Genomic DNA, 21,535 nt, shown 5'->3' on the forward strand with positions numbered 1-21,535 from the left:
TTAAGTTCAAGTTAACTTTAACAAGGAAAGGATCGTTTATTATGTATAGTATTAGTGAAATTGAGAAAATTACAGGTGTACGCCCCTCCACCCTCCGCTATTATGAGCAAGAAGGAATCTTACCACACGTTGATCGGAATGCTTCAGGTAGAAGAGAATACTCGAACGAAGTTCTAGAGTGGCTTGAACTGGTTATCGCTTTAAAAGATACGGGAATGTCTATTGAAGATATTAAGGCCTACACGGAGCTGATTCGACAAGGCGATCCTTCTCTGGATGCCAGAAAAGAATTTTTGCTTATGCATAAAACTAGAGTGGAACGTACAGTAGCACAGACGCAATTCCATCTGGAGAAGATCATACGCAAAATAGCGATCTACGATGTTTTGATGTATAAGAAAATGAAATAAGTTCCTGCAAAAGAAGTATCTAAGATCAGTATTGACTTCAAGTTAACTTTAAGATGTAAAGTGTGATTATCAACTTGAAGGAGTGATTACTTTGTCAGAACCAAAAGTATGGCTTATCACAGGATGTTCAACCGGATTTGGTCGACACATTGCGGAGCAAGCGATTGATGCAGGTTATAAGGTTGTAGTAACAGCCCGTAATGTTGATCAGATAACCGATCTTACAGCTGGGCATGAAGATCATGTGCTTGCTCTCCCACTCGACGTTACTAATTCGGAGCAGATTCGATATGTGGTTGACCGTACAATAGAGAAGTTTAATCGCATTGATGTGCTCGTGAACAATGCAGGTATCGGTTATTTCAGTTCTGTTGAAGAAAGTGTAGAGGAAGAAACACGTAAAATGTTCGAGATTAACTTCTGGGGGCTCATGCATGTTACGAATGCGGTACTCCCTCATATGCGTTCTCAAAAAAACGGACACATTATAAACTTCTCTTCCATTGGCGGCTTAACTTCCTTCCCAACTCTCGGGTATTATCATGCTACAAAATATGCTGTTGAGGGAATATCCGAGAGCCTCTCTCAAGAATTAGCGCCTTTTAATATTCACGTGACTTTAATAGAGCCAAGTAGCTTCCGCACGGATTGGGGGGGCCGTTCTTCTGCCAAAACTGAGACAAGTATACCTGAGCTTAAAGAATCCATTGTTGGACAGATGCTGCAAGGTATTCAACTAGGTGCTGGTCAAGAAGCTGGAGATCCTCTAAAGGCTGCTGAAGCCGTTATTAAAGTTGTAGAAACTACAGAACCACCTCTTCGTTTGTTACTTGGACAACAAGCCTATGATGCAGCAACCTATAAATTTAATAACATGCTTGAGAGCATAGAAGAATGGAAAGAAACAACGATAAACGCTGATTACAACAAATAAAAACCAACATTCACCGGAGTCAGCTAAAAAATTCAAGATGGCAGCATTCTGTTCAAAAATGAACAGAATGCTGCCATTCCTGATTTATATTTTAATGATTTACCCTGTATCTCTTTCCATTTGTCTGTATATTATGGGCATTGGCGTGCTCTGAAACGTTCGGAATGTATAGCCTCATTAGTCCGGAATTCACTGTCTTGTCGATTTTGGTTAAGCTTCTAGCATTAAAAATATTTTTATACTGAACAAATATCCCGACTTGAATGCACTTCATAATGATAAAGCTGAGAACCAACGGTCCGAGGAAGAATAGATCCTATTTGATAAATTTCATTACTCTACTCCCCATTTACTGAACCCGATGCCAGATCCAATTTAATCATTACGCAATGCTTCAACCGGATTTTTAGCGGCAGCCATCCGAGTATCTGTATTTGATTTTTTATCATTATAGTGATCTAAATAACTTTTGATCCGTTCTTTTTCGCTCAAAATTCCTGTTATTTGGAGAATAATTGCCGTTTTGACGGAAATCCACACTTACTCTCTTTACGGCTATTACATGTTCACCGCTCGTATATGATATTTTTAATATCCATTAATGGAAGCTTCATTATATGTTCCTTCAGAGTTGATTCAATTCAATACGTGTTGACCTTGGCTCTTAAAGTACTATGGCGGATTCATCAAACTGAAAATAAACGAAAGGGTAAAAAAAGAAAGATCTCTATTAGCATAAGGACCTTTCCATGTAATACTCATCTAGAAAGTATATCTGCATATCGCTTAATTTTATTTTTGCAGCAAGTAATGAGCAAATTCGGGATACTCAATGTACTTGAGATCCTTATAGCTGCTTATACTGCCAGCGTGTGCCATATTAAAATTCTTCACATCATTTCCATTTACTCCGTCATAAGCTTGGATGACTTTATAGCTGTAATCTACAGAAGGATTATACGATGTGATTACATCCGTCGCATACATTTTGTATGGATACGGTGTGGCTGTCGATGTTACACCACTATCTGTGTAAGAATCTACATCCATGACATAGGTTGACATTAACTCTTTATCCCAATAACCGGTACTTAATTTGTGGAAATTCTCAAAGCGGTTTGCTTCAGAATACGTATGTGCTTCATATGCGCCAAGAATTGCAGCATAGGGACGATCTTCATACATATGATCCCGCTCAATGAAGTTATTTAAAGCATGTAATCGGCCATTCCCCGTTTCCGGTGTTCTTCGAACACAGGAGTCAAAATAATTATACGCAACTGTAGCATTATTTTGATCGATTGAATTTGCTCCAAACGTAACAGCCCAGTAGCGATTAGAGAATTTTGAATAGGAGATGGTGTAATAATCCGGATCTAAATCCTGATTTCCACTGTAATTTACCCAAATATATTTACCTACTTCATTAACGTCAACAGGCATATTGGAATTAAACGTACAATGATCCACCCACACATTTCTGGAACCATATACAGAGAGGTTGATCAAACCAGGACGATTGTCCACTTCTATACTAAGATTTTTCAAAATAATATTATTACTTACTCCTGTCACACCATACGGGTCATCTGTTATGAATCGAGGATTCGTTAATGTGTGCGTGGAATATGAACCTATGAGTGTTTTGTTTGAACCTATTTTGGTAACCACAGGCTCAACACCAAGATCAATATTAGCGGCTACGATAATCGTTCTTGGCAGATCATCATCCAGTGCTTTTTTCAATGATGGGTAGTCCCTTACTTCAACTGTCTCACCAAGTAAGCCACCTATTGTTCCTGTTTTAATTTTGCCGTTATGTTCAACAAACCCTGCATAACCAACGATACCAGACGAGTTGAGTTTCCATTTCTGATTAGCTGAACCTATGTAATGGGAGAGTGTCAACATGTTGTTAGATTTTTCTTCAGTCAAAACCAGGTTGGAGTCATTTTTACTGACAATGGTGTAGTTGTAAAAGTCACCATAGGCATCCTTATCTGCACCAACGAATTGCCATAATTGCGAATTTTCATTGGTGTCGGCGAGAGTAGCATCATGCGGGACAATTGTGTCCGTCAGATCATTTTGTGATAGCGGTTTATTTGTTTTCATGTTAATGATCTGAAAATAGATACCATCTGAAGTTGATAGTCTCCATCGTTCATTACTTTCACCAGTTGAAAATTCAGTATGTATGCGACGGTTGTCATGATTCTGAATTGCTAAATTTCGGTCTGTTTCCCCCATAATTAATACTTCTTGAACAGGATACTGTACTTCACTTGAATTTTCACCGGATTGGGTACCAAGAGCCTCAGCGGTATTCAATGGGACGTAACTCAGTATCGATACAGCACTTAAGAATAAGCAACCTATCCATAAGAGTAAAAACGAACGCTGGTGTTTCATGTTAATCATCAACCTCCAAAAGTAATAGAATAGTAACAATTTAATGATATTGTCATTTTTTGTCCATAGGAATATAGTATGCATATTGCATAATGAGCCAGTGCCTTTGGAATGATATCTGATCTAAAATGCATACCTTTTGACTCGAAATAGTACTATATAACTAAAATATGTATTCAAATCTCAGTTGGTTTACCATATAAATAAAGAAGAAAATTGTCGAATAATTCAGTATCAATCTATAGAACTAACAAAATAAGTGCTGGAATGAAAAGTTTTCAATTATTCTTGAAATTTGCATGAATGTGATGAGTCCTTTTTACTATGAACTCGGTTATTTTTACTGATTTGTGATAAAATGCAGTTCAGTTATTACTGATATATCAGGAAGGAATGAGCGGAATGTTTCAAATCCTCATTGTAGAAGACGATAATAATACTGCCAAATTAATGAAAACAATTATCGGATCTGTAGGATACGAGGTGTTTCTGGCGGAGAATGGCATCGTGGCATTGGAATTAATGGACAGGCAACATATTGATTTAATTATTCTAGATATCATGATGCCCCAAATGGATGGATTCGAATTGGCTCAGACGATCCGTGACGGTAAAAATGATATCCCTATACTGATGATTAGCGCCAAACATCTACCCGCTGACAAACGTAGAGGCTTCATGGCAGGTACAGATGATTATATGGTCAAACCCGTGGACGAGGACGAAATGCTTCTGCGAATGAAAGCTTTGTTGCGACGAGCCAAGATCCAGAACGAACGGATGCTTAAACTAGGTAGGGTTACTCTGCAATACGATGAATTGTCGGTGTCTAGAGAGAATATAGTGCAGACACTGCCGCAGAAGGAATTTTACTTATGTACAAATTACTGTCGTACCCGGACAAAATTTTTACCCGCATTCAATTAATGGACGAAATTTGGGGTATGGACTCCGAAACTAGCGATATCACGTTAAATGTTCACATTAACCGTTTACGCAAGCGATTTGGCGATTATCCGGAATTTGAGATTATATCTATTCGAGGAATTGGCTATAAGGCGGTAAAACATAGTGAGTAGAAAAATAATGAATTTTATTAAAGAGAGATCTTTACGTGGATTTGGACTAACGTTTGTGTTTACGTTCATTGTGTTATTTATTTTGCTCATCTCTATTTTTCTTTCGTTGGTCATCGTCATATTTTTTGTATATATCGGACTGTACCCTTCTCCTCCACCCGGAGATCCAGATTCAGGTGGTGCTTTGGTTCTTATTACATATTTTGGAATAGTGAGTATTCTCGTCAGTATCCTTGCCTCGTTGATTTTCAGCCGAATACCGCTCTCTCCGATTCGAAAAGTCATACGTGCCTCTGAAGAATTGGCCAAAGGAAATTTTTCCGTTCGTATTCAGCTTAAAGGGCCGAAAGAGCTTAGAAAACTGAACAGAAGTTTTAATCACATGGCTGAAGAACTCGGTAGTCTTGAAATGTTACGTTCCGATTTCATTAATAATTTCTCGCATGAATTCAAAACACCGATTGTTTCCTTACGAGGCTACGCAAAAGTACTGAAAAGGAAAAACTTAACCGATGAGGAACGTAATGATTATTTGGATATCATCATCAATGAATCTGAACGGTTGGCTGAACTTGCTACTAATGTGCTTCAGTTATCGAAGGTCGAAAGCCAAGCCATCATTACGGAGAAAACGACATTTAACTTAACTGAACACATCCGAACGGTGATTGTATTGTTGGAGCCGAAATGGTCCGCAAAGCATATAAGCTTTCAATTTGATTCTTCTGAACTGATTGTTTCGGCAAATGAGGACATGCTTAGTCAAGTTTGGATCAATCTTCTGGACAATGCCATTAAGTATTCACCTTCAAATTCTGAGATCACAATCGTTATGGACTTAAATGTTCAACAAGTCAGTATAACGATTCACAACAATGGACCAGAGATTAATAAAAGTCAGCAAAAAAACATTTTTGATAAATTCTATCAAGGAGATTCTTCTCATTCATCCCCGGGTAATGGATTGGGTCTGAGTATTGCACATAAGATTGTTTTGCTGCATAGTGGGACGATTCAAGTTGCGAGCTCTGATGACACAGGTACAACTTTTGAAGTAACTCTTCCTGTTAGTTAAGAAAAAAAGATCAAACATGCTGGTTCCATAATGTATGGAACCAGCATGTTTGATCTTTTTAATATTTATTATATGCACTTAATTTTTAACAGGCATATATTTTTCTAGATATGTCTCTACATTTTGCATATATTCCAAATACTTTTTATTATCATTTTGCAATCCATGACCGGAATGCTCTAAAACGCTGTATTCATGAGGTACATTATACTGATTGAGTGCATCATTGAGCCGAACCGATCCATCATACGGCTGGAATTTATCGTGAGCTCCGTATGCCATAACTGTAGGTACAGTATTCTTATCTACCCATTGAAGTGCTGAGATATCCTTTATCGTTTCATCGTATGCTGCTGTTCCGAACATTTCCGGTGTGATCTGCTTGCCGGACATTACGCTGAACAGGCTTGCTGCCCCTTCCTTGTTCTGGTCAAAGCCATAGCTCTTCCAGTCTTCCGGATAAAAGCTCGACGGTCCTACAGCCTCAAATACCATACGGACAGGAACCGGCGAAGTATTCGCATCACGATAGCCATAGAGAAGAGCCAGAGTGCCTCCTGCAGAACCACCGGAAATTGCCATTTCATCGATATTGTATCCGAGCTTCTTCGCTTCTTCAATTACATACGGCATGCTGTCCTTGATCTCCATGGACTGTGTATAAATGTTCGCATCCGGATTATTTTCACCGAATAACGTGTAATTAATACCGGCGGCGACATAGCCTTTTGAAGCAAGCCATTGTAACATCTTTGCATCATCAGCTTTATCGCCGCCAGTAAATCCACCTGCATGAAGATAGACTACCAAACCATAGTTGTTCTTTGTCTTGTCTGCTGGTACATAGAGATCAAACTTCTGCGCGTCCTCTTCACCATAGGCAAGGTCTTTATGCACGGTTCCGATTTCTTCATTCCAGGCAACCGAATATTTCTTAAATGATGCTGGCTCGTATGACATCTTAAAGACTACAGATCCTGCGAAAGATACAATGAATGTCAATATACACAAAAATACAAACTTCACAGTTTTTTTTCCTCTCTTTTCTAGCGTCTCACTTTTTTGATTCATAGGAAATTACCTCCAAATAACGTTCCTCCAAGCATAAAGTTCAGTACAGCTCGGACGGTCAGTCTTCCTAAAACAAAGCCGACAATAATTATGATTGCCAGAGTGGTCCATCTCTGTTTTGTCATCATCAGTTTTTCCTCCTTGACTTCTTAATGTAACTTTTATACCATTTTTGGTGTGACAAATGTACCATCCATCGTGATCTCAAATCAAGCTTTCAAGAAAAATGGTACAAATAAGGAGGAATTGTTCCATCATGGGAAATAAGGACAGAAACAGTTTTGTAAAACAACAGATTACAGATGCCCTGCTTCAGTTACTGGAGAGAAGAGAATTAACAGAAATAGCGATTCACGAAATCACAACAACGGCTGAGGTCAGCCGTAATTCGTTTTACCGCAATTATACGGATAAGGATGATATTCTCCGCCAGTATCTGAAATTCATGTTGTCGAACTGGCAGGTAGAATGGGAATCAAAAAATTCAGATTCCAATGCAGAACTCTTCGGGAATCTCTTTGCCGAATTAAAGAGTAGAGCTCCTCTATTTCTGCTCTTAGAAAAGAGGAATCTGTTTTACCTCTTTCGCGAAGCATATCTTGAACTCAATGCCCCTCCTAAGGATACAGATAATATGGTGGCCTATACAATGTCCTTTGTCGCAGGCGGGGTGCTTGGGTGGATTGAAGAATGGATCGCGCGTGGAATGCAGGAATCTGCGGAAGTCATGAGCATTCTTCTCAGCACACATGGAATGAAATAGCTGATTAAGCGACTGTATAAGAAAAGAGAATTGGATCTCAAATAGGTTTGTTGTCCCTATTTTGGCTACCTAAGTCCTAAGAGATATACTTAGAGCTATTCTGGTTATTACCCGAATAAGCTCAATTTTTGTTATTCTATATTAGCCTTTTGTTGATGAACAATTAAAGAAAAAACCGCTGATCTTTTTAGATCAACGGATTCGAAATTTCATACGTTAAGGCAGAAAAAAGACTCTGTCGCCTCAAGTTAGTCTGTATTTGGTTCTTGGGGATTAAGCATGTAGTCGGTACCCCAATCTTGTAATTGGATTAAAATGGGGACAAGGCTCTTACCGATATCTGTTAAGCTATACTCTACTTTGGGAGGAACTACTGGATACACCTTCCTGTGTACAAGGGCATCTTGTTCTAGCTCACGTAATTGACGGGTCAGAGTTCGGTGCGTAATATCTGGGAAAATTTTAATTAATTCATTGAACCTTCTTACTTCATGTGTACTTAATTGGTAAAGAATGAGTATTTTCCACTTACCTTCAATCAGACTTACTGTAGCCTCGACCGGACACCTGGAATCCGTATTTTTTATATCTGTATTCATTCATCATACCTCCATAGTATCTCGAGTGATACTACATATCTTTAATGTGCGTACTTACATGTAATTTAAATTCTCTTTACAATACGGGTAAGACCTATCTCTTAATTTAACACAATCCACCCACGAAGAGGAGCATATCATGAAAGAAAAAGAACGTTATCTTGTTTATGGAGCGTCTGGTGTACAAGGGGGCGCTGTTGCTCAACTACTGATCATGAATGAACAGCAGGTACGTACAGTTACTAGGAGTAACGAAACGGCTATTACATTAAGAAATCAAGGGATTGATGCTTTCATTGGAGATTTTTCCGACAATGAGTCATTAGATAAGGCACATCAAGGAATTGATAAAGTATTTCTGAATGTTCCTGTTGATTTTGATCTCCGTAAAGTTCGGAGAAATTTCCGAAATGCAGTTGATGCTGCTCAACGAGCAAACGTTAAACTGCTAGTTGTTAATACGAGTGTGTTCGTGTATGAGCAGCCTACAGATTGTCTGGCTATTGAGATAAAACGTGAACTAATATCGTACGTTAAAGAAAGTGGCGTACCTTATATTATTGTTCAACCGATCGTTTACATGGAGAATCTCCTGATACCAGGTGTTCTAAATGATGGTGTGCTTGCTTACCCTGTACCTTCTAATAAACCCATTGCTTGGATCAGTGCAGAGGACGCGGCTAAATATCACTTCTATGCGTTAACTCATGCTGAGTTGGAAGGAAATACACTGCAAGCTCCAGGACCTGAAGCGTTAACTGGAGCGCAGTTGTCTGAACGTATTAGCAACATTTTAAATCAAAAGATTGAGTTCGTCTCCCTTCCTTTTGAAGGTTTCGAAGCAGCTATTAGCCCCATGTTGGGCAAAGAAACGGCTCTTGGCCTTAGTGGTCTTTATCGCTGGTTAAGCCAAAATACAGAATTACTACCCGATTTCAGTGAAGCTAATCCAAAAATAATAAGTAGCTTCCAATGGACCACCCTCTCTGAATGGTTAGAAAAAGTTTTAAAAAAGCAACAATAAATTAATATGTTGTAAAGAAGAGGATGTCCCAAAAGTCATGAATATGACGAGGGACATCCTCTTTTAGTTTGATTTTGTTTTAATGCACCTGAAACACGCAGTTCGCTCCCATTTGCCCAGACCAGATCAACTTGCAATTGTTGCTACGTTTAATCATTTCAATACGATAAATAAAGTTGTATATGCCCAAATATTATCGTATGCCTTCTTTAAGCCAAAGATATCAAAAAAACGTTTAAAAATAAATGTATTAAATATCTCTTTTTTAAAAGCATGATACTCAAATCATGTGACATATATAAGTGCACTTGATGGATTGCCTGAAATTTTGTATAACTCGGATCAGAGGTTTGGAAGATAAGATGTTTTTATAATTTCTTCTCCTAATAGTTACAGTGCAGCTTTTGTAATTCTTTTATCTACATAAGGAGTATTTATATTAATTTTTTCATGGTACATTTGCCCCCGTTTTGTTCCATTTTCGCAAAGTTCGTTGACTTCCTTTACTACAGTTGATACATTTATTCCGCTAAATGGTACATATGTTCGAATTAATCGCCCTTCAGTACACTTAGGAAAAGGAGCAAGTTTATGAGAAAGGTATTAAAAATTACTGGATATCTACTACTCGTTGTTGTTTTAGGCATAGTTATTCTGTATCTTTACGCTGACAATGCTCCTGTCATCCATCAGGGATATAATCAAAAAATCAAAACAGGGGGAGATATTGAACACAAATATTTGCAGAACGGGAACTTTACAACGAAGAAGACCACTGCAAAAGCGGAGAAGCCCCTCAAAAAGTATACGATTTATCATCCAGAAGAATTGGAGAATGCTGAAAGGCCCTACCCGATGATACTGGTCATAAACGGAACAGGTTTCAAAGCCACCAAATACAAACCTGAGCTAGAGCAAATGGCTTCGTGGGGATTCATTGTAGTTGGCACACAAGATAAAGGAACCGGTACAGGTAAAACAACGATTACGACCTTAAATTATATGTTGGCACAGAACGAAGATCCAAATAGTGTTTTTTACCACAAGATTGATGTAGACAACATTGGCATTACTGGATTTTCACAGGGAGGTGCTGCCACAATTAGAGCTTTCAATATGTATGACGAAAGTCATTACTTCAAAACTGCAGTTCCGCTTTCTCCTGTGAGTGAAAGAACCGCAGAACAAAGTACTGATTATCCATATGATAGCGCAAAGATTAACCGCCCTATCCTCATGTTAGCGGGTACTGTGGGAGAATTTGAAACGAAAATCGTCATTCCAATTACCGAAATGAATAGGATGTACGATAAAATACACGCTTCCAAGGTTATGGCTAGGAGAATCGGAATGGATCACGACCAAATGATGTATTCTGCTGGTGGTTATGTTACTGCATGGTTCATGTGGCAACTACAGGGAGATGAAGAAGCTGCTAAAGCTTTTACTGGAGATAATCCGGAATTATTAAGTAACCCATTATATCAGGACCAGAAAATTGATTTAATATCAGAGGAGTAGTGGTATGAGGAAACTTTTTAAAGTATTGGGGATATTATTGGCGATTATTTTAGTTATAGCCTTAATCATTTTTAGGTTTGTTTTACAATATCCAAACCTGAAAAGTGACCCAGCCCTAGACAAATGGTATCGTGTTACCAACAAAGAAATGAAATCATCAGATGGGAGCCAGTATCGTGCTTTCTTCAAAAAAGGCAACGAGAACAAGGTACTTGTTTATTTTGCAGGCGGCGGGGTCAGTGTCAATGCAGAGACCGCAAGAGAAGATATGTATAACAAAAAGGTTGTTGGCGTTGATATGCTTGCAAACTTAACCATGAATATGGGCGGTCTTGCTACAGCAGGTGAGACAAATCCCTTTAAAGATTGGACCGTAATCTTATTTCCATATGCAACAGGGGATTTTCATACAGGAACGAATGAATTCAAATATGTAGATCAGAATGGTAAGGAAAAAACGCTTTATCATTACGGTTACAGGAATTATAGTACTGTGATGAACAGGGTTATGGAGCTAGCCGGGATAGATAACCCGGAGGCCGTAGTTGTTACAGGTTATAGTGCCGGTGGGTTTGGAGCTGCTTTGCTTGCTGATGATGTATTTACTAATTACTTCCCAAAAGCCGGTAGCAGAACCGTTCTGGTGGATGCCTCTCTCCTCCTAAATGATGACTGGCACAAAATTGCAACTGATGTATGGAAAACACCAAAGGGAATATCTGACAGATTGAAGTCAGATAATATCACCCTGGATAGTTTAACAGCACTACATGAAAAGTTAGGTAATAATATTCATATTCTCTTTGATTCGTCCACCCGGGATGGAGATCTGGCAAAAGTACAAAACTATTTTGATACAGGAATTTTAGATGTAGATGAAAATAAAGCAGACATCTATCAGCAAAGTTTGAAAGATACTATTCCACACTTCAAAAAACAGGCAGGAGCATATCTGTATGTATGGGATGGGCTGCCTTGGTATGACGATCCACGAAATCTTACGATGCATACGATCATAGCGACGCCTTATGTTTTCGCCAAGATGGGATATCAGGATGTGTCTATTGCCGATTGGTTAATGAATGCTGTTAATGGTAAATTGCAGGATCATGGTATAAATTTAGTAGATAAAAAATACTAAAGAAAAAATCGGAAGACTGACCTGATTAGCCGATAACTGCAAAAGACCTTTCATTTCTAAGGGCGGTACCATGCTGAGATTCCCTCTACCAACTGGCAGGATGTAAGAGTAAATCAAAGATTACATTTAAATCTTCATCTATTTGGAATTTGGATAGAATCATGTTTAATGTTGAACAACGTATTTTTTCCAAATTCCTCCAAGATAACTGGATAAAGGTGCAGCGATGTTGTAATTAAATCACATCATGACACTTTTTTTCTGCGTTATTTGTGAATAAAAGAACGCAGCACATCTAGTATATCTGTACTTACGCCAATTGGTTAGAACCACCACGTTTACAGATGAATAAAAAAACAAATGTATAGTCACCTGTACGTTGATATTAATCAGCATAGTGGCCCACAGTGCCTAACCCCTAATCTTCTTTATTTCCTGCTATAGCATAATCCTGATAGCTTTGTAGCATGCATCAATCCTGTTTGTGATATCCTACTCGCCCTATATTACGATTAAAATCACCTCTTGTCCCTTTTGAAAATCAAGGGTCTGATTCGTAGATTCTGCCGATGCTTCCGCTGACTCCTTAAAGGTATATGGTCTACCGACAAGTATCTCTGTTTAGACGTATAAAAGTAAGACATTTTGCACCATTCCTTTATAGATATTATGCAGTCAGTATATGACTACACACACGCAATGTGCCTAGAGCTATAAATTTGCAACTATATCTGGGCATCTTTTATTACTGGATAGGTTTTGACTTCCTGATCCAAGCTCCGCTTGTCCATCCATTCCCCATCTACGATAATGCAGAGATGCTTTTTTTGTTTTTTATATCCTCCAGCAGATTTTTATCAAGCAAAACGAGATCAGCAAGCTTTACTTCTTTAAAACTTAGCCGCTCTGTTTAACCTCAAGTTGTTCTAAATAAATTTGAAGATTTTCATGTATTATGATATTTAATGAAGTTTTAAGTACATTTGATTGATATTTAGATGTTTATCTAATCGAAAATCGGGCTATGTTCTTGTCCATTCCGGCAATCGGTACAAGTTCTTGTCCTTGGCTCGGGACAAGAACTTGTACCGATAAAATAAAAAAGCCGCTAAATTAGCGACTTCAATGGGTATATGTTCTTGTCCCTCAACATTTCTGCGTGTGTCACTGCTATTTCACCCATTATAATGCGAGATTTGTTTAGCATATTTGAAGAAGTAAGTCCCTGCCGCCGCCAGCACCAACAATATAAGCACGGATATGCCAGCCCAATGAATCGCGAGACTGGTTCCTAGAAAAAATCCCGTTCCCAGTGTGCAACCCGCGCCAAATAAAGACAGGCTTACCCAACTTAGTTTTTCTTCGTCGTTTTTACGGTGTTGCTGACTTTTCATGAAGCTCCTCCTTCAACCTGTTCCCCTTACGATTTACAGGTCATGGAGGTACCGGTCCGCCAGCCGTGACCTGATCCCCGTCCATGCCCTTTCATGTACACTTCACTCCTTTACGCTCCTGTCGTGGGATATCAGATGAGTCATGTCTTCAAGTTTAAGTTGGTGACTTTTCAGAATTTTTCTGTCTTGAATCATTTGAATCAAATGTTTTTTGCCAATGGACTCACTAAATCAATGTCAAGGTCTTTATCTAATGGGTAATACAAATTGTCTTCAAATATCTCTTTTCTCTCATCATACATCAGTAATTGACAGCTTGTAATAGAAGACGTGAACAATAATCCATATTATATATTTAATTTACAAATATAGGTTGATCACTTTTGGGTTATTGGATATAATTAGTATATAATACTAAAGGAGGAATAATTCTTTGAAAAAGAAGTTATCACTCATTTTGGCATCAATCATGGCTTTATCTGTATCAGTTTATTCGTTTGCAAGCGCATCTGAGACACAAGTAATTCCAGTTGACTCAGGTAAAATCGAAAGCGGTTACGTTTATCTTAATGGTGTACCGATAAAGGAAAACGAAGTCATTGAAGTGACAGAAGAAAACCAAGATGAAATCATTTCCAAGTTCGGTATTGAAAAGCCGTCAGAAGGTGCGAAGTTACAAACGATTCGCGTTGTTAATACTGACCCGCGCGGCTCAAGAGAATTCTTGCAAGAGGATAATGAATCTGTTAACCCTCAGAATATTTTTGGGTTTAAACTTACAAAAGGAACACCTCAATATATCGATGGATGGACTGAAATCGCAAGAGCAAAGCACTTTTGCACAAAGGCAAAAGGACAAAGTTGCAATGGGGTAGAAATCACAGTCTCCGCAAATGAGAACGTTGCTGTTGAGGTACAAACCTCCCTAAGCGTTGGAGTGAAAGAGTTTGTGGCGGCAGAGTTCGGACGATCACTTAACGAATCAGTGGGCGTTTCTACATCAGTTATGGTTCCAATGAACATTCCAGGTCAAAAAACTGGAATTGTAGTTGGATATCCCGTCTACAAGTCAACTTTCTGTCAAGTTTATCAAAAAGGAATCTTCGGGGATACTTATTTAGGTGGAGCATCTATGCTGGAGCCAAGCAAATCCTCTATCGTTACTATGGATTGGATTCAAGGGTAATATAGTTGCTGATCTTCATTAAAAAAAGGTGATTGCGTATATGCAGTCACCTTTTTTTATTCCGTTTCGAGTATTATTTTACTGCAAGAACATTGCTCCTTCTTAGGTAAGTTCCTCTTTCTCACCTTCGTAACAAGAACTAACATATACTTCAACTGATTTTGGAGTTTAATAAAATCCATATCTGGTTTGCTTCCTCTGACCATTTTCTGTTTTTCAGTAAAAAGTATTTTCATATAACTTCCCCGTATGCGCATCAAGCACTTCGGGCGTCCGCTCGTGCTCGTTACCAATCATTCGATACACTAGTTCGTACGGGGCCTCTTCCGCCCTAGCATTGTGCATCCGTTCCCATTGCAGACGCAGCTTGGCCTGTGCCGTCCATCGGAGGATGGCTGTCTGGTAATCAAATGAAGGCACGGTCTCCAGCTTCTTTAACTGTTCTGGCCTTATGGAGGGGGACATCAAACTTTTTACCCTCCCATTAGAGCGGTCAACAGCTAGTTGATAGCATTCATCCCTGACAGATACGTCTTGAACATATTCACCAATGCGAATGATTTCCAAACGATCTTCGTCGTCTGTCTCTTCAGTTAGAAGCTTGAGATACGGCAACATGTCGGCTGCTAGTCCTCGGACATAGTCGATAGCTACTTCTATACATGCGTCTCGATCCCAGGTTAATGGAGCTAGTTGATCTGGCTTACCATGCGAAACAAAGTCAATCAGTTGTCCGGATTGGCTGTCTACTCGCGCCTTGACTGCTCCCTCCATCTGATCAGCCCAATAGGTCTTCCAAGACCGGTCATTCTTGGCTGGATGCTCTTCATTCTGTTGCTTCCACACCATCAACTTGGTGTTCGAGCCAATATTGTCGTCTTGTACTAACTGAAATTGGTCGTTGTCTACGCCAATCCACTCTTCAGGCTTCGTGCGGGCGGGAACTCACCTGGCCACTCGTCCAGAGTTCTTGGGTCAGAGGGGACAGCTTCTGCCCTATAGGCTGTCGGAACTTCCTCCTGTGATGATGCAATATAGATTAGCCCTCTACTTCGGGGGGGCGTAAACAAGATGGACCTGATCGTCACCATCCGTGTACACGGCTTTGTCCAATACGCAATATTCCACATGTAGCAAAAAATTCGCCTTCATACACGCCATCTGTTCCTCTTCTGGTGTTATCATGGTTGGGAGCGCTGGCCCTGGAACGGTTCCGTAGTACCTAAATCCGACCACGCGACCGCTGGGGTGAACCATAATCAGGCATCCCGTCTCAGGAAGCGGCAGCCCCATCGCCTTCTGCTGTCGTGTGTACCCAAACATCTCTTCCATCCACTCCATCTCACAATACGGAAAATCACGCAGTGCGCCGGGATAATGATCTTCCAGGAATTGCTCTGCCTGCTGTTTGAGCTCTTCCTCAGATATCCGTGTCTCGTTGTCCAATGAGGCCCAGGAAATGGCATAGTCTAGCAAGTTGCCGTCCCTGGAGAGCGTGGCAGAAACGGCGTCATCACTCCCCGTTTTAACCCATAAGAATCCCGCTTCTCCCTTCCCTGTTCCCCTCATGGTGTTCTCTTGATAGTCATTGACGATCAGATCATAATCCGGTGAAACGGCAAACTGGTGCTCTGCCTGTTTTCTTAACTGCAGGCATAATGTATCCAGGTCTCGTTCGAGAAAATCTTGAGCCATTTCGTTGCGCAAATGTTCCAGCCCCTTCCGTAATTGTGTTTTTACAGTACCTAATGGCATATCCAGGAGATGGGCGATTTGCTGCTGGTTCAGGTCCTTCTTATATTTTAAGAACAGGAGCTGACGCAGCTTCGGATTCAGACTGGCCAATGCACGCTCCAGATCCAGGGTTTGATCGATATCATTAACGACCAATGGCTCTTGCGCCTGAGGGTCTTCGCTCAGGTGAACACGCTTGGATTTCTCTAAATGATTGAGCGCCCGGTTCACCACAATTCTGGTAAGCCAGCTCTCAAACACTTCGGCTTGCTGCAGGGTATGCAGTGACTCATAAGCCTTAACCTGGGCATCCTGAACGATATCCTCCGCATCTTTGGACTCCCGTACATAATGGCGAGCCACTCGGTGCAGCTTATCCGTTCGATCCTTTATAAGAGAAACGAAAGCATCGTGATCTCCGTTTTATGCGGCGTTTATTTGTTGCTGTGCATCGATCATTATCGTTCACCTCCTGTTATATAGACAGCTAACTCTGGGGTTTGGATTTAATTAATGTAACATTATTCTGGAACTGACTGATCAAGTGACCACCCGCATGCGGCAAGCACGGGTGCCAAAGAGGACGTCATTCTTGGCGTGTTCCTGCTGAAGCTCCTTCATCCCACTGAAGCAGTCTACCAACCCGGTATGGGTATTGGAGAACACACAGTCCTTTCCTCGTTCGATCCCCCGGTAGTCGATAGCGCGAGCGACATGGATTTCTTTCGCAATATCCTCATGGGTTCCACGCCCTTGAACGTACACCCAAATCATCAATCTTCCATTGTCCATCCACTAATTTGACCTTAATGATATAAGCTAACGTACTAATATTGGTTTGTACTTCCTTCTGCGGCTCCAGCTCTACATTGGTCATTTTGGATTTGACGATCGTTAGCGTTCCGCAGCGCTGTTCTTGTTCAATGCGATTCCCTTCAAAGATCGATCCAATAAGTAGTGCAATCATGCCTAATGCAATAATGGCACCAAGCCATGTCTTCACTGGCCCCTGAATGACCGATCCCCCTCGCTGCTCGAAGGATGTAACGAAATGCTCTGTACCCGGTTTTTCTGCTGTGCAGAACGTATAGATGTGGAATCGCCATGATCTGCTTCCTGATACTCTGTACTTCTGCCCCCAAGCGATTTTACCTCTCTGGATGTTCGGAACTTCTCAGGCTGCGGTCTTCTTTGGCCTTGTCCTGAATCTTTATTGGGGGCGTTGTACACCAGGAGTCGTTAGTTGGTTGTCCGCCCGAATATATCTCTTGTTTATAGTTGTTCCCAAATAAGTGCATATGCTGATTATTTAGATATACACCTAATCGGCAATGGGTCTATGTTCTTGTCCATTTCGGTAATCGGTACAAGTTCTTGTCCCTCGACAATACACATAGAAAAAAAAATAGCGACTTTGAATCTCTTTTACTTGGACATCTATCGCTAGCAGCCTTCATAAAGATATGTTGTTTTAAAATAAACGTCGTGCTATTTTGCTGTTACCGTTAAAATAATTTGCTCGCTAGCATTCACTTTTCCAGTTGAAATCGGCTTTTCTATACGTTCGATTATATCAGCGTTGGTGATAACAAGCGGTGTAATAATATCTTTTGCTTTCTCTTTCACCAAATTTAAATCAACGGTTACAAGCAAGTCTCCTGCTTTAACTTTGTTTCCTTCGGTAACATGTGTGGTAAATCCTTCACCCTTCATGGATACAGTCTCAAGCCCAATATGGATTAAAATCTCAGCACCATTGTGAGCTTTTATGACAACTGCATGTTTTCTCGGTAATACACGGACTACCTCGCCTTCGATTGGTGCATATATTTTCCCTTCTGAAGGAATAATGGCAAACTTCTCCCATCATCTTTTCTGCAAAGACCGGATCTGGCACTTCTTCAATGCTCACCAATTGGCCTGTTACATATGCCTTCAACTCGATCATTTCTTTTTTTTAGTAAGTTCTGAAAAGATGATTACCGCCTTGGATCAGTTTTATCCTGTAGTATGAATCCAAGACGGTATATCCCTACACACTTTTCATATTAACTAACATTGTGAAGTTGCTAGAGAATTTATTAATTGGAATGTTCTGCGATAAATTGTTTATACCAATAGAAGCTCTTCTTTTTGTAACGTTTCAAACTACCGTTTCCTTCATTATCTTGATCCACATAAATAAATCCATATCGTTTAGTCATCTCTGATGAACTGGAAGAAATAATGTCAGTTGGTCCCCACCAGCAGTACCCGAATACGTCTACCCCATCCAGGATAGCTTCAAGTAATTGTTCCAAGTGATCCTTCAAAAACTGAATTCTTGCGTCGTCTTGAATCTCGTTATTTTCATCAAGGATCTCTACATCTGAAAAGCCATTCTCTGCAATGATCAAGGGAAGTTGATAACGATCGTACAGATTATTTAAAGCAATTCTGAATCCCAGCGGATCAATTTGCCAGCCACTTTTGGTTGAGCTCAGATAAGGATTCTTAATATCACCTATGAATTGACCATAAAAGTTGCTTCACAATTAGTCAAACTTAATCCCGATATGAAAATGATTTATATTACGGGAATGGGAGTAGATAGTACGGAGCAAGGACCAGAACTATGGGCCCGTGTGGAAGGGAAAACCGAAAATGCGTTACTTCGCCTACCTTTCAAAGGAGCATATATGTTACGTCCATTAGTTATCTTACCCATGCACGGTGTTCGCTCAAAAACAGCACTTTATCGTATCCTATACAATGTATTAAAACCTGCATCCGTTGCTAAAACGAATGAAGTGGGCTATACCATCTGAACAATTGGGTCAGGTTATTGTACATTTAGCCAAAACGGGAACAACTAAAGAAGTGATAGAAAATGAAAAGTTAAAAGAAATGGCGTTATCCAAAATAAGATGTGTTAACGAAGATTAGATTATTATGACTTTTCAAATATATTATAGTTTGTGAAGAAAATTCGCTTAAGCATATAAGGATTAAATTTTATAACAAAATTAGTTACTTATGTTTGATCTTCAGCAATCTGAGTCTTTATGAACTAACTCAGGCCTATTTTCTCTTTTATAACAACTAGAAAATAGGCTTTCTTAGTTAAACCGGTTGCAACTTATATTCCCCAGCCTTAGCCTATTGAATTTTTATCCCACTTTTTACTCCATAATGTTGTATCTGTTACATTAATCTGCTCGTTAGGTTGCTGATCCCTGGTCATGAAGCAGGACACCGCGTGCTGGGAGATGAACGCGGTGCGAAAAATTGGCAAAATATCTGTAGCAAGTATGGAGTTATCACCTATTGAAACACCTCGAAGAATTCCACAGTGGCCTCCAATTCGAGTATTATTCCCTTATAGGAATACAGTAACCAGATTTCTATCCATCCCTCTGCTTTACGTTATGACCAGTCGTATAATACCAACATCAGGTGCTATCATGGAATTACCACCGATTCGAACCTCTGCCATATCCAATATTGTGCAGTAGTACCCTGCTTAAACTCTCTGAATCGCAACCACTACATTTCTTAACATGTTTATGAGCTCGTAAGCTTTTTCTCGAAGTTCTAACATCCCACGTTCATAGTACACTTTTTGTTTGTGTTCTTTCATTATTATCCTCCAGGCAAAATAACAATTAGATATTAGCCTAATCGGCAATCGGTACAAGTTCTTGTCCTTAGCGTGGGACAAGAACTTGTACCGATAAAATAAAAAAGCCGCTAAAATAGCGACTCTGAATGGAACAATGTTCTTTTCTCTCGACATTTTCACAACAACATTGTCTTTTTGCATTTAAGTTATATCTTTTTACTGCAACAAAAAACCGTTAAATCTTCATATCACAGACTTACGGTTCTAAAAGTTTAATCTCTTAATATGCTTCAACTGATTTCTGTAATGCTTGTGCAATTACTTCATCCCAAGAAGGCGTGCTAATCTCCTTACTTCTCTTCCCTGCTATCTTCAGCCAGGCATTAAAAAAAAATTCCCTGATTTTCCCTAAATTAAACAACTAATTTTTCGATAATCCAAAAAAGTATTCTTGCAAATCTCGGGGATCCGTTCCTTTGAACTCGACAATGAATCCATCCAATCCTCGCTCAACCGCAAGTTCAACCGCTCTCAGTTCACACCAATGGCGAGCTCGATGAGCCGGTCAAGAATATTGGCATAAGTCATGCCGCTAGCTTGGAGCATGTTAGGATAGCGGGAATTCGATGTGAAACCAGGTATCGTGTTGACTTCATTGAACACAATTCTTCCGTCAGTGTCCAGGAACATATCTACTCGCGCAAACCCTCTGCATCCAAGCGTTTTATAAATAGTCAGAGCGCTCTCTTTAACCTTCATTGCAGTATCCTCATCAATACGGGCTGGCAAGTGAATCTTCGAATTCAACAAGGAGTACTTTTCCGAATAATCAAAAAAGTGTCCCAGCAATTCAATTTCATCAATAACGCCGATTATGGGATCAGAATTGCCCAACACTGCACACCCCACTTCAAAACCGTTGATATTTTGCTCAATAACAACTTTACTATCATGTAAGAAGGCTTGTTCAGTCCCAGTAATTAATTCCTGCCTATTGTTCACCTTCGATATCCCTAAAGACGATCCTGATCTAGCCGGCTTAACAAAGAGTGGGTAACCCAGTGCTTCTGCTGCTGATAACACTTTTTCCATCCGTTCACTTCGATGTATCGTAAGGGAACGCGGCGTATCAATCCCTGCTGCCTGCACCAGTTTATGAGCCAGTTCCTTGTCCATACATAACGCAGAGGATAACATGCCACATCCAACAAACGGTATATCCGACAGTTCCAATAATCCTTGCAAGGTTCCATCCTCACCGTGTTTGCCGTGAAGCACTGGAAATACAACATCAATCGGTGTTACATGATACTCCGTATGCACTAGCTCAATGAGTCCTCTGACTTCTCTGCTCGGTGAGAAAAAGGATGGGATACAACTCGGATGCAAATGCCATCGATCATTACGAATATCCTCAACCGTTCCACTATATCTGAGCCAAGAACCTTGCTGTGTAATTCCAATTAACACAAGATTGTATTTTTCGGTATCCAAATTTTCAATCACTGAAGCGGCCGAACTCAAAGATACGTTATACTCACCTGAACATCCGCCAAACAATACCGCAATCGATTTCTTCTGCATCTTAATA

19 protein-coding genes and 3 pseudogenes are annotated in these 21,535 nt (G+C 39.9%); 9 read left to right on the forward strand and 13 right to left on the reverse strand.

Features of this window, described 5'->3' with window-relative positions; all coding sequences use genetic code 11:
- Positions 1–41 precede the first annotated feature (41 nt).
- Entirely contained in the window at positions 42–410 is a 369-nt protein-coding gene (locus MKY73_RS13435; RefSeq protein ID WP_339308010.1) for a MerR family transcriptional regulator, read from the forward strand.
- A gap of 82 nt (positions 411–492) precedes the next feature.
- Positions 493–1,344 carry an oxidoreductase gene (locus tag MKY73_RS13440; RefSeq protein WP_339308012.1) on the forward strand — a complete coding sequence of 284 codons (852 nt, stop codon included), beginning with the start codon at positions 493–495 and terminating at the stop codon, positions 1,342–1,344.
- Between the two features lie 792 nt (positions 1,345–2,136).
- On the opposite strand, the gene MKY73_RS13445 is transcribed toward MKY73_RS13440, so the two are convergent.
- Complete coding sequence (locus tag MKY73_RS13445; RefSeq protein ID WP_339308013.1) at positions 2,137–3,756, reverse strand: pectate lyase; 1,620 nt, start codon at positions 3,754–3,756, stop codon at positions 2,137–2,139.
- Between the two features lie 402 nt (positions 3,757–4,158).
- Here MKY73_RS13445 and MKY73_RS13450 point away from each other — a divergent pair.
- Together MKY73_RS13450 and MKY73_RS13455 are read left to right on the forward strand one after the other, a co-directional pair.
- Positions 4,159–4,835 (forward strand): annotated as a pseudogene (locus MKY73_RS13450) (response regulator transcription factor).
- The gene (locus MKY73_RS13455) at positions 4,828–5,910 is read left to right on the forward strand and encodes a HAMP domain-containing sensor histidine kinase (RefSeq protein ID WP_339308014.1); all 1,083 of its coding nucleotides are present in this window, start codon (positions 4,828–4,830) and stop codon (positions 5,908–5,910) included. The pseudogene MKY73_RS13450 and the gene MKY73_RS13455 overlap by 8 nt, the downstream one beginning before the upstream one ends.
- A 78-nt stretch (positions 5,911–5,988) precedes the next feature.
- On the opposite strand, the gene MKY73_RS13460 is transcribed toward MKY73_RS13455, so the two are convergent.
- Together MKY73_RS13460 and MKY73_RS13465 are read right to left on the reverse strand one after the other, a co-directional pair.
- A complete protein-coding gene (locus MKY73_RS13460; RefSeq protein WP_339308015.1) occupies positions 5,989–6,981 on the reverse strand; it encodes an alpha/beta hydrolase in 993 nt (330 codons plus the stop codon).
- Positions 6,978–7,109, reverse strand: coding sequence for a hypothetical protein (locus MKY73_RS13465; RefSeq protein ID WP_339308016.1), 132 nt, complete (start codon positions 7,107–7,109; stop codon positions 6,978–6,980). Before MKY73_RS13465 ends, MKY73_RS13460 begins: the two co-directional genes overlap by 4 nt.
- A gap of 128 nt (positions 7,110–7,237) precedes the next feature.
- On the opposite strand from MKY73_RS13465, the gene MKY73_RS13470 reads away from it, so the two are divergent.
- Positions 7,238–7,744, forward strand: coding sequence for a TetR/AcrR family transcriptional regulator (locus MKY73_RS13470; protein ID WP_339308017.1), 507 nt, complete (start codon positions 7,238–7,240; stop codon positions 7,742–7,744).
- Positions 7,745–7,992: 248 nt separating this feature from the next.
- Here MKY73_RS13470 and MKY73_RS13475 read toward each other — a convergent pair whose 3' ends face one another.
- Entirely contained in the window at positions 7,993–8,343 is a 351-nt protein-coding gene (locus MKY73_RS13475) for a helix-turn-helix domain-containing protein (RefSeq protein ID WP_339308019.1), read from the reverse strand.
- A gap of 139 nt (positions 8,344–8,482) precedes the next feature.
- Between MKY73_RS13475 and MKY73_RS13480 the strand changes: the two genes are divergently transcribed.
- From MKY73_RS13480 to MKY73_RS13490, 3 genes are all read left to right on the forward strand, one after another.
- The gene (locus tag MKY73_RS13480; RefSeq protein ID WP_339308021.1) at positions 8,483–9,367 is read left to right on the forward strand and encodes an NmrA family NAD(P)-binding protein; all 885 of its coding nucleotides are present in this window, start codon (positions 8,483–8,485) and stop codon (positions 9,365–9,367) included.
- Positions 9,368–9,958: 591 nt separating this feature from the next.
- The gene (locus tag MKY73_RS13485; protein WP_339308023.1) at positions 9,959–10,888 is read left to right on the forward strand and encodes a hypothetical protein; all 930 of its coding nucleotides are present in this window, start codon (positions 9,959–9,961) and stop codon (positions 10,886–10,888) included.
- Positions 10,889–10,892: 4 nt separating this feature from the next.
- Positions 10,893–12,029 carry a pectin acetylesterase-family hydrolase gene (locus MKY73_RS13490; RefSeq protein ID WP_339308025.1) on the forward strand — a complete coding sequence of 379 codons (1,137 nt, stop codon included), beginning with the start codon at positions 10,893–10,895 and terminating at the stop codon, positions 12,027–12,029.
- 1,175 nt (positions 12,030–13,204) lie between these two features.
- On the opposite strand, the gene MKY73_RS13495 is transcribed toward MKY73_RS13490, so the two are convergent.
- Complete coding sequence (locus MKY73_RS13495; RefSeq protein WP_339308027.1) at positions 13,205–13,423, reverse strand: hypothetical protein; 219 nt, start codon at positions 13,421–13,423, stop codon at positions 13,205–13,207.
- Positions 13,424–13,856: 433 nt separating this feature from the next.
- On the opposite strand from MKY73_RS13495, the gene MKY73_RS13500 reads away from it, so the two are divergent.
- Positions 13,857–14,609: a hypothetical protein gene (locus MKY73_RS13500; RefSeq protein WP_339308028.1), complete on the forward strand. Its 753-nt coding sequence runs from the start codon at positions 13,857–13,859 to the stop codon at positions 14,607–14,609.
- A 216-nt stretch (positions 14,610–14,825) separates the two neighbouring features.
- On the opposite strand, the gene MKY73_RS13505 is transcribed toward MKY73_RS13500, so the two are convergent.
- The 8 genes and pseudogenes from MKY73_RS13505 to vanG all read right to left on the reverse strand — a co-directional run bounded on the left by MKY73_RS13505 (position 14,826) and on the right by vanG (position 21,528).
- Complete coding sequence (locus MKY73_RS13505) at positions 14,826–15,524, reverse strand: YcdB/YcdC domain-containing protein (RefSeq protein WP_339308584.1); 699 nt, start codon at positions 15,522–15,524, stop codon at positions 14,826–14,828.
- A gap of 132 nt (positions 15,525–15,656) precedes the next feature.
- Positions 15,657–16,304, reverse strand: a complete 648-nt coding sequence (locus tag MKY73_RS13510) for a YcdB/YcdC domain-containing protein (RefSeq protein ID WP_339308586.1) — start codon at positions 16,302–16,304, stop codon at positions 15,657–15,659.
- Positions 16,305–16,313: 9 nt separating this feature from the next.
- Positions 16,314–16,739, reverse strand: a pseudogene (locus MKY73_RS13515) (sigma-70 family RNA polymerase sigma factor); the annotation flags it as partial.
- 144 nt (positions 16,740–16,883) lie between these two features.
- Positions 16,884–17,117 (reverse strand): hypothetical protein, encoded by a 234-nt coding sequence (locus MKY73_RS13520; protein ID WP_339308030.1) that lies wholly within the window; start codon positions 17,115–17,117, stop codon positions 16,884–16,886.
- Complete coding sequence (locus tag MKY73_RS13525) at positions 17,080–17,346, reverse strand: hypothetical protein (RefSeq protein WP_339308032.1); 267 nt, start codon at positions 17,344–17,346, stop codon at positions 17,080–17,082. The genes MKY73_RS13520 and MKY73_RS13525 overlap by 38 nt, the downstream gene beginning before the upstream one ends.
- Before the next feature lie 485 nt (positions 17,347–17,831).
- Positions 17,832–18,194 carry a glucose PTS transporter subunit IIA gene (locus tag MKY73_RS13530; protein WP_339308588.1) on the reverse strand — a complete coding sequence of 121 codons (363 nt, stop codon included), beginning with the start codon at positions 18,192–18,194 and terminating at the stop codon, positions 17,832–17,834.
- Between the two features lie 230 nt (positions 18,195–18,424).
- A pseudogene (locus tag MKY73_RS13535) lies at positions 18,425–18,850 on the reverse strand (family 1 glycosylhydrolase); the annotation flags it as partial.
- 1,625 nt (positions 18,851–20,475) lie between these two features.
- Positions 20,476–21,528, reverse strand: coding sequence for a D-alanine--D-serine ligase VanG (gene vanG / locus MKY73_RS13540; RefSeq protein WP_339308033.1), 1,053 nt, complete (start codon positions 21,526–21,528; stop codon positions 20,476–20,478).
- Between the last annotated feature and the right edge of the window lie 7 nt (positions 21,529–21,535).

The organism is Paenibacillus sp. FSL R5-0519 (assembly GCF_037974275.1).
GTDB lineage: Bacteria > Bacillota > Bacilli > Paenibacillales > Paenibacillaceae > Paenibacillus.

Excerpts from the sequence above, each read along its gene's own strand:
- MKY73_RS13435 (WP_339308010.1), top strand. The coding sequence starts at position 42 with ATGTATAGTATTAGTGAAATTGAGAAAATTACAGGTGTACGCCCCTCC.
- MKY73_RS13445 (WP_339308013.1), bottom strand. The coding sequence starts at position 3,756 with ATGAAACACCAGCGTTCGTTTTTACTCTTATGGATAGGTTGCTTATTC.
- MKY73_RS13460 (WP_339308015.1), bottom strand. The coding sequence starts at position 6,981 with ATGAATCAAAAAAGTGAGACGCTAGAAAAGAGAGGAAAAAAAACTGTG.
- MKY73_RS13465 (WP_339308016.1), bottom strand. The coding sequence starts at position 7,109 with ATGATGACAAAACAGAGATGGACCACTCTGGCAATCATAATTATTGTC.
- MKY73_RS13470 (WP_339308017.1), top strand. The coding sequence starts at position 7,238 with ATGGGAAATAAGGACAGAAACAGTTTTGTAAAACAACAGATTACAGAT.
- MKY73_RS13475 (WP_339308019.1), bottom strand. The coding sequence starts at position 8,343 with ATGAATACAGATATAAAAAATACGGATTCCAGGTGTCCGGTCGAGGCT.
- MKY73_RS13480 (WP_339308021.1), top strand. The coding sequence starts at position 8,483 with ATGAAAGAAAAAGAACGTTATCTTGTTTATGGAGCGTCTGGTGTACAA.
- MKY73_RS13485 (WP_339308023.1), top strand. The coding sequence starts at position 9,959 with ATGAGAAAGGTATTAAAAATTACTGGATATCTACTACTCGTTGTTGTT.
- MKY73_RS13490 (WP_339308025.1), top strand. The coding sequence starts at position 10,893 with ATGAGGAAACTTTTTAAAGTATTGGGGATATTATTGGCGATTATTTTA.
- MKY73_RS13495 (WP_339308027.1), bottom strand. The coding sequence starts at position 13,423 with ATGAAAAGTCAGCAACACCGTAAAAACGACGAAGAAAAACTAAGTTGG.
- MKY73_RS13510 (WP_339308586.1), bottom strand. The coding sequence starts at position 16,304 with ATGGCTCAAGATTTTCTCGAACGAGACCTGGATACATTATGCCTGCAG.
- MKY73_RS13520 (WP_339308030.1), bottom strand. The coding sequence starts at position 17,117 with ATGATTTGGGTGTACGTTCAAGGGCGTGGAACCCATGAGGATATTGCG.
- vanG (WP_339308033.1), bottom strand. The coding sequence starts at position 21,528 with ATGCAGAAGAAATCGATTGCGGTATTGTTTGGCGGATGTTCAGGTGAG.